Origin of the sequence: Jidongwangia harbinensis, assembly GCF_020216025.1 — a bacterium.
GTDB classification, from domain to species: domain Bacteria; phylum Actinomycetota; class Actinomycetes; order Mycobacteriales; family Micromonosporaceae; genus Actinoplanes; species Actinoplanes harbinensis.
On sequence record NZ_JAIWNC010000022.1, the window covers coordinates 181658 to 195771 of the forward strand.

General features: G+C 71.4%; 9 protein-coding genes and 1 pseudogene. 9 read left to right on the top strand and 1 reads right to left on the bottom strand.

The features are described from left to right. Positions 1 to 737 precede the first annotated feature (737 nt). The gene (locus LDL48_RS45130) at positions 738 to 2147 is read left to right on the top strand and encodes a hypothetical protein (RefSeq protein ID WP_372472197.1); all 1410 of its coding nucleotides are present in this window, start codon (positions 738 to 740) and stop codon (positions 2145 to 2147) included. Positions 2148 to 2189: 42 nt separating this feature from the next. On the opposite strand, the gene LDL48_RS25735 is transcribed toward LDL48_RS45130, so the two are convergent. After that, positions 2190 to 3110: a DUF6910 family protein gene (locus LDL48_RS25735; RefSeq protein ID WP_225257783.1), complete on the bottom strand. Its 921-nt coding sequence runs from the start codon at positions 3108 to 3110 to the stop codon at positions 2190 to 2192. Between the two features lie 151 nt (positions 3111 to 3261). Here LDL48_RS25735 and LDL48_RS25740 point away from each other — a divergent pair, with 151 nt between their 5' ends. The 8 genes and pseudogenes from LDL48_RS25740 to LDL48_RS25775 form a co-directional block, all read left to right on the top strand. Then, positions 3262 to 4419 carry an alkaline phosphatase PhoX gene (locus LDL48_RS25740; RefSeq protein ID WP_225257784.1) on the top strand — a complete coding sequence of 386 codons (1158 nt, stop codon included), beginning with the start codon at positions 3262 to 3264 and terminating at the stop codon, positions 4417 to 4419. 42 nt (positions 4420 to 4461) lie between these two features. Beyond that, positions 4462 to 4695, top strand: a complete 234-nt coding sequence (locus LDL48_RS25745) for a zinc-ribbon domain-containing protein (protein WP_225257785.1) — start codon at positions 4462 to 4464, stop codon at positions 4693 to 4695. A 157-nt stretch (positions 4696 to 4852) separates the two neighbouring features. Next, positions 4853 to 7114, top strand: a complete 2262-nt coding sequence (locus tag LDL48_RS25750; protein WP_225257786.1) for a glycoside hydrolase family 9 protein — start codon at positions 4853 to 4855, stop codon at positions 7112 to 7114. A 97-nt stretch (positions 7115 to 7211) separates the two neighbouring features. Then, positions 7212 to 10478 (top strand): annotated as a pseudogene (gene fdh / locus LDL48_RS25755) (formate dehydrogenase); the annotation flags it as partial. Continuing rightward, positions 10474 to 11421 carry a 4Fe-4S dicluster domain-containing protein gene (locus tag LDL48_RS25760; RefSeq protein ID WP_225257787.1) on the top strand — a complete coding sequence of 316 codons (948 nt, stop codon included), beginning with the start codon at positions 10474 to 10476 and terminating at the stop codon, positions 11419 to 11421. The pseudogene fdh and the gene LDL48_RS25760, both read left to right, overlap by 5 nt. A gap of 23 nt (positions 11422 to 11444) precedes the next feature. Then, the gene (gene nrfD / locus LDL48_RS25765; protein ID WP_225257806.1) at positions 11445 to 12434 is read left to right on the top strand and encodes an NrfD/PsrC family molybdoenzyme membrane anchor subunit; all 990 of its coding nucleotides are present in this window, start codon (positions 11445 to 11447) and stop codon (positions 12432 to 12434) included. A gap of 16 nt (positions 12435 to 12450) precedes the next feature. Then, positions 12451 to 13701 (top strand): L-lactate MFS transporter, encoded by a 1251-nt coding sequence (locus tag LDL48_RS25770; RefSeq protein ID WP_225257788.1) that lies wholly within the window; start codon positions 12451 to 12453, stop codon positions 13699 to 13701. A gap of 216 nt (positions 13702 to 13917) precedes the next feature. Beyond that, a partial coding sequence (locus LDL48_RS25775; protein WP_372472198.1) for a helix-turn-helix domain-containing protein occupies positions 13918 to 14114 on the top strand: 197 nt, incomplete at its 3' end.

The window sequence follows — 14114 nt, forward strand, 5'->3', positions numbered from 1 at the left end:
CCTACCGCGCCCGACTTCCACACGTCCCGGTCGTGTCGGCGTTGCGTGGGGGCTTGTGGTGCCCAGCGCGCCGGAACTTCACACGTGTCGGTGACGCCGGTGGAGCGTGCGGACTTGTGGCGCCTGCCGTGCCCGAACTCCACACGTCCCGGCGGCGCCCTCGGGCGGTGCTGCGGCTGCGGCGATGTGCGACCGGCACGGGTCTGCGACTGCCGGTGCGCACGGTGCGAAAGTCGCGTCTGATCGACTCACCAGATCTGTGACGCCGGGATGGGACACCCCGGATTGCCGGCACTCGGCAACGCCGCTGACTGGCATCCGGCACGCCTTCCGCACTCCGCCGATCTTGGAGTTGCGGCGGAACAAAAGCCATTTTGCATCGACGAATCGGGCATCATAAAGTCCACGATCTACAGGGCCGGCGGTGCGTGCGTGGCGGTGGGGGACGGGTACTCTCGGTACTCGGCGGGCTGCCCGGTGTGCTGGTCGCGGCTCAGTTGGCACGTTTTCGCGGAAAAAGACGGGCTCGCGTTGAACCCCGGACATCGGCCGAACGGATGATGCCGGCGGGTCGGCGTACCTCGCATATTTCTTCTTTAATTGCGCCTCAAGAACGCACTAAATTTCTCGCCTGAATTGGCTTCGCGGCCGGATGTTTCTTATTTTCTTGATGCCGGCCCGAATGGATGCTCGTGGGGGGCACCGCGGGCGGCGAGAAGTGATAGAAGAGGTATCCCATGCGAAGGTCGACCTCCCGTCGCGCCGCCACCCGACCGCGTTTCGACCGTCGTCTGATCGGCGTCGCCGCCGCCGTCGTGGTGTTCGGCGGCCTGATCGGCGTCACCCAGATCTCGAACGCCGGTGACAAGTCCGGACCGGAGAAGGTCAACGGCCTGGAGATCCTCGCCAACGACTGTGGCAAGAGCCGGCTGGCGCCGCACGACGGCTTCCAGAAGGGCGAGCGGTGCGTGTCCACCGAGTTCGGCGAGGTCGGCCCGGCGGAGAAGAACCCGACGCTGCTGATCACCGAGGCGCCGAAGTCGGTACGCGCCGGTGAGTCGTTCCAGCTCAAGGTCAGTACGCGCAACCTGGTGCGGGACCGGTTCCTGGCCGCCGGGCAGGGCGGCTACTACGTGGAGAGTTCGGTGCTCACCCCGGAAGGGCTGGTCCGCGGTCACTTCCACACGGCCTGCCGGATGCTCTCCTCCACCCGGGCGGCGGTCGACCCGGCACCGGTCCCGGCCTTCTTCGTGGCCACCGAGGACCGCCGGGGCGGCGCGCAGCCGGACACCGTGACGATCCAGGTGCCGGGGCTGCCGGACGACGGCATCGCGCAGTGCGCCTCCTGGGCCGGCGACGGTTCGCACCGCATCCCGATGATGCAGCGCGCCAACCAGACCCCGGCGTTCGACGCGGTACGGATCCGGGTCGAGCGGGGCCGCCCGCCGGCGGACGACGAGGACGACGAGGACGACGAGAACGACGAGGACAACCCGCCGGCCCCGGGCGACGGAGAGGGCAACGGCGACGGCAACGCGCCGGGCGACGGCAACGACGACGGCAACGCGCCGGGCGACGGCAACGGCGACGGCGACGGCAACCCGCCGGGCGACGGGGACGGTGACGGCGACGGGAACCCGCCGGCCCAGGACGGCGGAAACCAGCCGAACCCGGTCGCCACCAAGCCGACGACCAAGACCTCCACCCGGCCCGCCAAGCCCCCGGCCGACAAGCCGGCAACCCAGGACAAGCCCCGCGAGGAAGCCGACCGGGACGAGGCCGACCGGGACGAGGCCGACCGGGACGAGGCCGACCGGGCGGAGAGCGGACGCGGCGACGAGGACGCCGAGACGGCCCAGGCCGTGCGGCCGAAGCCGTCGGCGACCGCCCGTAAGGGTGCGGTCAAGAAGGAGTCCACGGACGAGACCGAGGACGCCGAGCAGGCCCCGGCGGCCGAGCTGCAGTCGCAGCAGGACGCGGCCGTGCTGGCCGAGCCGGCGCCGCCGCCCGCGGACGACTCGCCGAAGCTGGCGCTGACCGGGGTCAACACGATCGCCATCGCCGGTGCCGGGCTGCTGCTGATCCTCGGCGGCGTGGTCCTGTTCGGTTCGCTGCGCCGGCGCCGCGCCGAGTCCGGCTGGCGCTGACCTGGCACACGACTGACCCCCGGCCCGTCCGGGGGGCGGGGGTCAGTCGTGTGTCACCCGCAGCAGCAGTTGCGCGGACGGCGTCTCCGGGTCGTCCGCGTCGACGACCGCCAGCAGGGACACCTCGCCCGCCCGGGCCCGGCGTACCGCCAGACCTTCGACCTTGAACACGGCGCCGCCGGTGGCCGGTAGCGCGGCCACCGACACCGACCGGTCGCCGTCCAGCAACGCCAGCGCCGCGCCCACCACCGGGCCGTCGTCCACCGCGTTCGGGGTGTCCTCGGCGGCACCGCTGGCCAGCACCCGACCGTCCGGCAACGCCACCGCGTCGGTGACCGCCAGCGCCACCCCGGCGGCCGTGCCGAGGTCGTAACGGCGCGGGCCGGCGACGCCGACCCGGTCCGGGTGGCCGGTGCCGGTCACCACGGCGAGCAGTGCCGCCAGGTCCACGTCGGCGCTGGCGGACGGCACCCCGGCGGCGGCATTGCCGCGCTGGAACCAGCGCAGCCGGTCGCCCAGCCGGCACGCGCCCTCCAGGTTGAGGCGGTCCGGCGGTAGGCCGAGGACCGCGGCGACGCGGTGGAACACCGGGGTCAGATCGACCATGCGGTACGCCGGGCCGGCCGCCCCGAGCGTGACCAGCGATGCGCGCATCCGGACCGGCGTGGAGCCCGAACCGAGCAGCAGTACCCCGTCCCGCCCGTCCACCGGTACCGGGCAGGCGGCCTCGAAGTCGGGCTTCAGTGGCTTCGTACCCGATGCCGAACTGAATGTCTCGTGCCCGTCGACGGCCGCCGCCACGCGCACCGGGCGGATCCCGTCCGGCCGTTGCCACGCGGCGTGCGTGGCGTCGTCCTGCGCGATCAGCCAGCCGTCGCCGAACGGGGCGATCGCCGACGCCGCCCGTACCGGTGCACCGTCGTCGAACCGCAGCGCGGTGACCCGCTCCACCTCGACCCGCATCCGTGCCGTCCCTCCGCGCGCTTCCCCGTGCCGCCATCCGATCACCACACGACCTGTCCAGCCAAGCGTCGCCCGGCATTCACCCGGTCCATCACCGGGCGACAGCTCCGAACCGCTCAATCAGCTGAACCCCACGTATCAGGGAGGTTCGATGGACCGGCGGACGATGTTGCGTACCACGGTGATGGGCGCCGGAGCGATGGCGTTGCCGTTCACCGCCTGGCCGGCCGCGTACGGCGCGCCCGCGCAGAACGCGGCCGGTCCGTACGGCCCGCTGCAGCCGGCCGACGCGAACGGCATTCAGCTGCCGGCCGGCTTCACCAGCCAGGTGGTGGCCCGTTCCGGCCAGGTGGTGCCCGGTACCAGCTACCGGTGGCACTCCGCCCCGGACGGCGGCGCGGTGTTCGCCAACGGCTCCGGCTGGGTGTACGTCTCCAATGCGGAGGTGTCCGCGTCGTCCGGCGGCGGCGCGTCCCGGATCGTGTTCTCGTCGACCGGCGCGATCGCCGGCGCGTCCCGGATCCTGTCCGGGACGAACCAGAACTGTGCCGGCGGCCGAACCCCGTGGCACACCTGGTTGTCCTGCGAGGAGGTGTCGCTGGGCCGGGTCAGCGAGACGTATCCGCTGGGCGGGACCGCGGTGGTCCGGCCGGCGATGGGCCGGTTCAAGCACGAGGCGGCGGCGGCCGACCCGGTACGCAAGGTGATCTACCTGACCGAGGACGAACCGGACGGCAAGTTCTACCGGTTCGTGCCGACCAGCTGGGGCGACCTGTCCAGCGGCACGCTGCAGGTGCTGCGCGCCGGGTCGGCCACCTCCGGGTCGTTCACCTGGGCCACGGTGCCGGACCCGGACGGCTCACCCACCGCGACCCGCAGCCAGGTGTCCGGGGCGAAGTCGTTCGACGGGGGCGAGGGCTGCCACTACGCCGCGGACACGGTGTGGTTCACCACCAAGGGCGACAACCGGATCTGGCAGGTCAACCTGCTGACCGGCACCTATCAGCTCGGGTACGACGACGCGCTGGTCGACGGCACCGCGCCGCTGACCGGGGTGGACAACATCACGGGTACGCCGGCCGGCGACCTGTACGTGGCCGAGGACGGCGGCAGCATGGACATCTGCCTGATCACGCCGGCCGATCAGGTCTCGGTGTTTCTGCGGGTCACCGGGCACAGCGGCTCGGAGATCACCGGTCCGGCGTTCACCCCCGCCGGCGACCGGCTCTACTTCTCCTCCCAGCGCGGTACGTCCGGCTCGTCCTCCGGCGGCATCACGTACTGCGTGACCGGGCCGTTCCGTACCTGAGTCGCCGTGCGGGCCGGGCCCGCCTCGCCTACCGTGGAGGTGGTGTTCATCCTCTTCGGGTTCCGCACCTCGCACCGCCGGCTGGGCGTCCGCACCATGACGTGTGACGTCTGCGGGATGACCGCGGCTCAGGGCCTGGTCAAGCGCTCCACCAAGTTCACGCTGTTCTTCATCCCGCTGTTTCCGGTGAAGCGGCCGACCTATTTGCGCGAGTGCACCCACTGCGGTGCCACCCGCCCCCTCCCCGAGCACCAGGTCACGTCCCTGATGGCCTGACTCGCCCAGAATTCGCCGGTGCGAAGCGGGTGTTCCCGCGCGGTAGGCGTGAACGCGGCGTTTCGTGGCTGTTGACAGCCCGTGACGGAGGGATCAGCATATTCGCATCGATCCATGGGAGCGCTCCCAGGATCGCCCTTCAGCATGAGGAGCGTCAGTGATCCGGACTCCCCATAGGCGCCTGACCACCATTGTCGGTACCACCGCCCTGCTGGCCACCACGTTGGTGGCGGTGTCCGCGGGCACGGCCCAGGCCGACGAGGTCGACCAGGTCGTCAACGGCGGCTTCGACAGTGCCATCGAACCATGGTGGTCCACCCCGAGCATGCCCATCACCCTGGTCGACGGGCGGGCCTGCGTCGACGTGCCCGGCGGCACCGTGAACCGCTGGGACGTGGCCGTCGGGCAGAACGACATCGATCTGGTCGAGGGCGAGTCGTACCGTCTCGAGTTCTTCGCCACCGGCACCCCGGAGGGCCACGTGGCCCGGGCCGTCGTGGGCGACACCCAGGCGCCGTACGACACCTACTTCGAGGCGTCCCCGCCGGTCAGCGTCTCCGGCAACGCCTACTCCTACACGTTCACCTCGGCGGTCACGTCGGACCGCGCGCAGGTCACGTTCCAGCTCGGCGGCAGCCCGGACCCGTGGCGGTTCTGCCTGGACGACGTGGCCCTGATCGGCGGCGTGCCACCGGAGGTCTACGAACCCGACACCGGCCCGCGGGTCCGGGTGAACCAGGTCGCGTACCTGCCGGCCGGCCCGAAGAACGCCACCCTGGTCACCGAGGCCACCGAGGCCACCACCTGGGACCTGAAGAACGCCCGCGGCGTCACCGTGGCCAACGGCGTGACCCGCCCCCGCGGCGTGGACGCGTCCAGCGGCCAGAACACGCACACCATCGACTTCAGCGCCTACCGCGGCAAGGGCACCGGCTTCACGCTGGTGGCGGACGGTGAGACCAGCCGGCCGTTCGACATCGACCCGGCCGCGTACGAGAAGCTGCGGGCCGACGCGCTGAAGTTCTACTACACCCAGCGCTCCGGCATCGAGATCCTCGACTCGCTGCGTCCCGGGTACGGCCGTCCGGCCGGCCACGTCGACGTGCCGCCGAACCGGGGCGACGGGGACGTGCCGTGCCAGCCCGGCGTCTGCGACTACCGGCTGGACGTCACCGGCGGCTGGTACGACGCCGGCGACCACGGGAAGTACGTCGTCAACGGCGGCATCTCGGTCTGGCAGCTGCTGAACCAGTACGAGCGCAGCCGCGTCGTCACCGCCGCGGAGAGCCGCAAGCTCGGCGACGGCACGCTGGCCCTGCCGGAGAGCGGCAACAAGATCCCGGACATCCTCGACGAGGTGCGCTGGGAGCTGGAGTTCCTGCTGAAGATGCAGGTGCCGTCCGGGCAGCCGCTGGCCGGCATGGTGCACCACAAGATCCACGACCAGAACTGGACCGGCCTGCCGCTGATGCCGCACCTGGACGCCGAACTGCGCGAACTGCACCCGGTGTCCACCGCGGCGACGCTCAACCTGGCCGCCACCGCCGCCCAGGCCGCCCGCCTGTACAACAAGTACGACCCGGCGTTCGCCGCCCGGGCGCTGGCCGCGGCACGGACCGCGTTCGACGCCGCGGTGGCCAACCCGGCCCGGATCGCCTCGGACGCCGACGGCGTCGGCGGCGGTTCGTACGCCGACGCCAACGTGGGTGACGAGTTCTACTGGGCCGCGGCCGAGCTGTTCCTGACCACCCGCGAGAAGGCGTTCGCGGACCGGGTCACCGCCTCGCCGTACCACACCTCGGACGTGTTCGGCCCGGGCGCGTTCGACTGGGGCAACACGGCCGCTGCGGCCCGCCTCGACCTCGCGCTGGTGCCGAGCAAGCTGCCCGGGCGCGCGCAGGTCGTGCAGTCCGTGGTGGAGGGCGCCGACAAGTACGTGGCGGTGCAGCGGGCACACCCGTACGCGGTGGCGTACGCCCCGAACAACAACTCCTGGGACTGGGGCTCCAACAGCGCGGTGCTCAACACCCTGGTGGTGGTCGGTACCGCGTACGACCTGACCCGCCGCCCGGGGTACCGGAACGCGGTGATCGAGGGCATGGACTACGTCCTCGGCCGCAACGCGCTGAACATCTCGTACGTCACCGGCTACGGCGAGGTCAGCTCGCAGAACCAGCACAGCCGGTGGTACGCCCGCCAGCTCGACCCGGCGCTGCCGAACCCGCCGGCCGGAACGCTCGCCGGTGGCCCGAACTCGTCGCTGCAGGACCCGTTCGCGCAGAGCAAACTGGCCGGCTGCGTCGGACAGTTCTGCTACATCGACGACATCCAGTCCTGGTCGACGAATGAGCTGACCATCAACTGGAACGCGCCGCTGGCCTGGGTGGCGTCCTTCGTCGCCGACCAGAACGCCGGCTGATCCGCACGCCGCCGACGGGCGGCCGGGCGAACGTTGCCCGGCCGCCCGTCGGCGCAGTGTCGTGCGGGACGCCGGAGTCTCGATTAGGGTCGATGGTATGGGCGTCCGCACCTGGATCCAGGACTGGCCGGTGTACCGGCAGCTGACCGGCACCGACCCGCTGGGCCGGGGCGCCGCGGCGCAGTCACCCCGCTCCAAGGCCCTCACCGCGCGCACCGAGACGGCCGACTCGATGGCCCGCTCGGTCTGCCCGTACTGCGCGGTCGGCTGCGGCCAGCGGATCTTCGTCAAGGACGGCGAGGTCGTCCAGATCGAAGGCGACCCGGACAGCCCGATCTCCAAGGGCCGGCTCTGTCCCAAGGGCTCGGCCAGCAAGAGCCTGGTCACCAGCGACCGGCGGCAGCGGACGGTGCTGTACCGGCGGCCGTACGGCACCGCCTGGGAAGAGCTGGACCTGGACACCGCGATGGAGATGATCGCCGACCGGGTGCTCGCGGCGCGCGCCGACACCTGGGAGGACACCGATCCGCACGGCCGCCCGCTGAACCGCACGCTCGGCATCTCCAGCCTCGGCGGCGCCACGCTGGACAACGAAGAGAACTATCTGATCAAGAAGCTCTTCACCGCGATCGGCGCGATCCAGATCGAGAACCAGGCGCGGATTTGACACTCCGCCACCGTTCCCGGTCTGGGAACCAGCTTCGGCCGTGGCGGGGCCACCGGATTCCTCCAGGATCTGGCTAACGCCGATTGCATCATCATTCAGGGCTCCAACATGGCGGAGGCCCACCCGGTGGGTTTCCAGTACGTGGTGGACGCCAAGAACCGCGGCGCCAAGGTCATCCACATCGACCCGCGCTTCACCCGGACCAGCGCGCTCGCGCACACCTACGTGCCGGTGCGGGCGGGTGCCGACATCGCGTTCCTCGGCGGGATCGTCAACTACATCCTCAGCAACGAAAAGGACTTCCGGGAGTACGTGGTCGCGTACACCAACGCCTCGATGATCGTCAGCGAGGACTTCCGGGACACCGAGGATCTCAGCGGGCTGTTCTCCGGCTACGACCCCGAGACCAACACGTACGACCAGACGTCCTGGGCGTACGAGGGTCAGCAGGGCGACCGGGAGACGCAGGACCAGGACGAGGCGGCCATCGACCGGGAGACCGCGTCGGGGCTGGAGCAGGAGTCGCACGGTCCGCCGGTGCCCGCCGACGTGCCGCGGGACCCCACCCTGCAGCACCCGCGGTGCGTCTACCAGGTGCTCAAGCGGCACTACGCCCGCTACACCCCCGAGGTCGTCGAGCAGGTGTGCGGCGTACCCCGGGAGAAGTTCCTCGAGGTCTGTGAGGCCTGGACGGCCAACTCCGGGCGGGAGCGGACCACCGCGCTGGTCTACTCGGTGGGCTGGACCCAGCACAGCGTGGGCGTGCAGTACATCCGCACCGGGGCGATCATCCAGCTGCTGCTGGGCAACATGGGCCGGCCCGGCGGCGGCGTGATGGCGCTGCGCGGGCACGCCAGCATCCAGGGGTCGACGGACATCCCGACGCTGTTCAACCTGCTGCCCGGCTACCTGCCGATGCCGCACGTCCAGACCCACGAGACGTTCCGGCAGTGGATCGACGCCATCCGGCACCCCGAGCAGCAGGGTTTCTGGGCCAACGCCGAGGCGTACGCGGTCAGCCTGCTCAAGGCGTACTTCGGCGACGCGGCCACCGCGGAGAACAACTGGGGGTACGACTGGCTGCCCCGGCTGACCGGCGATCACGGCACCTACCAGCAGGTGCTGAACATGATCGACGGAAAGGTCAAGGGCTACTTCCTGCTCGGCCAGAACCCGGCGGTCGGCTCGGCACACGGCAAGGCCCAGCGCCTCGGCATGGCCAACCTGGACTGGCTGGTGGTGCGCGATCTGTACCTGATCGAGAGCGCCACGTTCTGGAGGGACGGCCCGGAGGTCGCCACCGGCGAGATCGTGCCGGCCGAGTGCAAGACCGAGGTCTTCTTCCTGCCCGCCGCCTCCCACGCCGAGAAGGAGGGCACGTTCACCCAGACGCAGCGCATGCTGCAGTGGCGGGAGAAGGCCGTGGAACCGCCCGGCGACTGCCGCTCCGAGCTGTGGTTCTTCTACCACCTCGGCCGGATGCTGCGGGAGCGGCTGGCCGATTCCACCGCACCGCGGGACCGGCCGCTGCTCAACCTCACCTGGGACTATCCGCTGCACGGCGAGCGCGGCGACGAGCCCAGCGGTGAGGACGTGCTCAAGGAGATCAACGGGTACGACGTCGCGACCGGCGCCCCGCTGCCCGGGTTCGCGGCGCTGAAGGCGGACGGCTCCACCGCGTGCGGCTGCTGGATCTACAGCGGCGTGTTCAAGGACGGGGTGAACCAGGCGGCCCGCCGCAAGCCCGGCCGCGACCAGGACTACGTGGCCCGGGAGTGGGGCTGGGCGTGGCCGGCGGACCGCCGGTTGCTGTACAACCGCGCCTCCGCCGACCCGGACGGCAAGCCCTGGTCGGAGCGGAAGAAGTACGTCTGGTGGGACCCGGACGCCGGCGAGTGGACCGGGTACGACGTGCCGGACTTCGAGAAGACCAAGGCGCCGGAGTACCGGCCGCCGGACGGTGCCACCGGCGTGGCCGCGATCTCCGGCGACGACCCGTTCATCATGCAGGGCGACGGCAAGGGCTGGCTGTACGCGCCCAGCGGGCTGATCGACGGCCCGATGCCCACGCACTACGAGCCGGTCGAGTCCACCGTGCGCAACCCGCTCTACACCCAGCAGGCCAACCCGACCCGCAAGGTGTACGACCGCTCGGACAACCTGACCAACCCGAGCCCGCCGGAGCGGCACACCGAGGTCTACCCGTACGTCTTCAGCACCAGCCGGCTCACCGAGCACCACACCGCCGGCGGCATGAGCCGGCAGCTCGCGTACCTGTCGGAGCTGCAGCCGGAGATGTTCGTCGAGGTGTCGCCGGAACTGGCCGCGGAACGCGACCTGGAACACCTGGGCTGGGCGCACGTGGTGACCGCCCGCTCCGCGATCGAGGCGAGGGTGATGGTCACCGACCGGCTTACCCCGCTGCGCATCGACGGGCGGATCGTGCACCAGCTCTGGATGCCGTACCACTGGGGCGGCGAAGGGCTGGTCACCGGCGACTCGGCCAACGACCTGATCGGCATCACCCTGGACCCGAACGTGCTGATCCAGGAGAGCAAGGTCGGCACCTGCGACATCCGGCCGGGCCGCCGCCCGACCGGTCCCGAGCTGATCTCCTACGTGCAGGACTACCGCAACCGTGCCGGTCTGCTGCCGCAGCACCACACGCCGATGCTGACCAAGGACTCCGACGATGGGTAGTAACAGCCTGTACGGCCCGCTCGACCCGGCACCGGACGCGGGCTACACCGACGCACCGCCGCGGATGGGGTTCTTCACCGACACCAGCGTGTGCATCGGCTGCAAGGCGTGCGAGGTGGCCTGCAAGGAGTGGAACCTGATCCCGGACGACGGGTTCAACCTGCTCGGCACGTCGTACGACAACACCGGCGGGCTGACCGCCAACTCGTGGCGGCACGTGGCGTTCATCGAGCAGCCGGCCGCGAACCGCGGCGGCGGCACCGTGGACGCCCTCGCCGCGGCCGCGACCATCGCGCCGCCCGGGCGGCAACCGGAGTTCCTCGGCATGCCGATGTCGGACCTGCCCGGCCGCACCATCGACGCTCCGCGCAGCGACTTCCGCTGGCTGATGATGTCCAACGTGTGCAAGCACTGCACGCACGCCGCCTGCCTGGACGTGTGCCCGACCGGCTCGCTGTTCCGCACCGAGTTCGGCACCGTGGTGGTGCAGGAGGACATCTGCAACGGCTGCGGCTACTGCATTCCGGCCTGCCCGTACGGCGTCATCGACCAGCGCAAGGACGACGGCCGGGCGTGGAAGTGCACGCTCTGCTACGACCGGATCGGCGACGGCCTGATGCCGGCCTGCGCCACCGCCTGCCCCACCCAGTCCATCCAGTACGGCGAGCTCGACGAACTGCGTTCCCGGGCCCGGCACCGGGTCGAGGCGCTGCAGGAACAGGGCGTCACCGAGGCCCGGCTGTACGGCCACGACCCGGACGACGGCGTCGGCGGCGACGGCGCCTTCTTCCTGCTGCTCGACGAGCCGGAGGTGTACGGCCTGCCGCCGGACCCGGTGGTCACCACCCGCGACCTGCCGGCCATGTGGAAACGGGCCGGCGTGGCCGGGCTCGCCATGGCCGCCGCGGTCGTCGTCTCGTTCCTGGGCGGGCGCTCGTGAAGCGGCGCGGCGGCGAACGGTCCATGGTGCCGCCGGCCGACTTCCGGTCCTACTACGGGCGGCCCGTCGTCAAGGCGCCGGTGTGGCACCACGACATCGCCGCGTACCTGTTCACCGGCGGGCTCGCGGCCGGCTCCGCGCTGCTGGCCGCGGGCGGCGACGCCACCGGCCGTCCGGCACTGCGCCGGGCCGGGCGGGTCACCGCGCTCGGCGCGCTGGCCGCCAGCACCTACTTCCTGATCCACGACCTGGGCCGGCCGGCCCGCTTCCACCACATGCTGCGGGTGGCCAAGCCGACGTCGCCGATGTCCATGGGTACGTGGATCCTCAGCGCGTTCGGCGCGGCGGCCGGAGTGTCCGCGGTGGCCGAGGCGGCGCCGCTGCTCCCCGGCCGGGGCCCGCTCGGCCTGGCCCGCACGGTGCTGCCGCCGCTCGGCACGGCCGGTCAGTACGGCGCCGCGGTCCTGGCGCCGGCGCTGGCCACGTACACCGCGGTGCTGCTCGCCGACACCGCCACGCCCAGCTGGCACGCGGCGTACCCGGAACTGCCGTGGGTGTTCGCCGGAAGCGCGCTGGCCAGCGGCGCCGGGGTCGGCCTGCTGGCCGCGCCGTGCGCCCAGGCCGGACCGGCCCGCCGGCTGGCCACCCTCGGCGCGGCCCTGGAGCTGTACGGCGCGCACCGGGTGGAGACGACCAAGGGCCTGCTCAGCGAGCCGTACACGCAGGGCCGGGCCGGGCGGCTCCTGCGCGCCGGGCGGGCACTCACCGCCGCCGGGGTGGCCGGCGCCTACCTCGGGCGGCGCAGCCGGGTGATCTCCGGGCTGTCCGGGCTGTCGCTGCTGACCGCGTCGCTCTGCACCCGGTTCGGCATCTTCGACGGCGGTGTGGCCTCCGCGAAGGACCCCCGGTACACGGTGGTGCCGCAGCGGGCCCGCCTGGCCGCCCGATCCCAGGCATCGACGGACGTCAGCGGGGAAAAGACGGAGGAGGGCCCGGCCATCGCCGGACAGTGACCCGCAGGAGGCCGACATGGCAGCTGACCGAGATCCGACCCGAGGTCGATGGTGGATCGTCGTGGCGGCGGTCCTGGTGCAGCTGGCCCTCGGCGCGGTGTACGCCTGGAGCGTGTTCAACGGCCCGCTGCAGGACCAGTTCGGCTGGAGCAAGGCCGAGGCGGTGCTGCCGTTCGAGGTGGCCATCGGCACCATCTTCATCGGCAGCCTGATCGGCGGACGGATCCAGGACCGGCGCGGCCCCCGCCCGGTCGCGCTCGGCGGCGTGCTGCTGTACTCGACCGGCATCATGCTCGCCTCGCTGGTGTCGTCCGGCGACCAGCTGTGGCTGCTCGTCCTCACGTACGGCGTGCTCGGCGGCATCGGCCTCGGCGCCGCGTACATCACGCCCATCGCCATGCTCGCGAAGTGGTTCCCGGACCGCCGCGGCCTGATCACCGGCATCGCGGTCGCCGGGTTCGGCTTCGGCGCGGTGCTCACCGCGCCGGTGGCCAAGGCACTGCTCAACGGCACCGACGACAAACCCGGCGTGTTCCTGCCGCTGGGCCTCGCATACCTGGTGGCCGGGCTGGCCGGTGCCGCGTTCTTCCGCAACCCGCCGGCCGGCTACCGGGTGCCCGGCTTCGAGCCGAGACAGGCCGGTCCCGCGGTCGCCGGCACCCGCGTCTACACCCTGTCCGAGGCGCTGCGCACCCCACAGTGGTACCTGCTCACCGCGATCCTGGCGCTGAACACGGCCTGCGGCATAGCGTTCATCTCACAGGCCTCCGACGCGGCCCAGGACGTCGCCGGGGTGACCGCCGCGACCGCCGCCGGACTGGTCGGCGTGCTCGGCCTCTTCAACGGCGCCGGCCGGGTCGCGTGGGCGTGGCTGTCCGACCGGATCGGCCGGATGCGGGCGTTCCTCGGCATGCTGGCACTGCAGGCGGTCTGCTTCGCGATCCTGCCGTACGCCGCCGCGTTCGCCGTGTTCGCGGTGCTGTCCGCGTTCATCTACCTGGCGTACGGCGGCGGCTTCGGCACCATGCCGGCGACCGCGGCCGACTACTTCGGCACGCCGAACGCCGGCGCCATCTACGGGGCGATGATCGTGGCGTGGAGCATCGGGGGAGTGGTGGGGCCGTTGGTGACGGCGGCGCTCTACGAGGCCAACGGGCAGAGCTACACGGTGCCGTTCACGGTGATCGCGGTGGTGGCGCTGGTGTCGCTGGTTCTGCCGTTGGTGACCCGGATGCCGTCGGCTGCCGGGGTGGGGCGGCGGCGATGAGACTTGGGGCGGACTTGTCGGGTCACTCTGATCGGTGTCGATGACTTTGGTGGCCGGCCGGGATCCGCCGTGGTCCGGTTTGCGGCTTTCCGAACGGTAGATCTTGGAGGCTGAAGCAGATCTTGGAGGCGGAGACGAATCTTGGAGCGCCATGGCCCCCATGGCGATTTCAAGGTTTGGATGCAACACCCACGTTTCTGCAGGTAGGAGTGGGTTGTGGCAGGGAGATTGTCGGCGTTGGAGCGGGAACGGATCGGGTTAGGGCGGGCGGCGGGTGAGTCGGTCCGGCAGATCGCGCGGTGTTTAGGGCGGGCGCCGTCGACGGTGTCGCGGGAGGTTGGCCGGTTCGAGAGGTACGGCCAGCAGTACCTGCCGTCGGCGGCGGACTGGGCGTCCTGGTTACGGCATCGCCG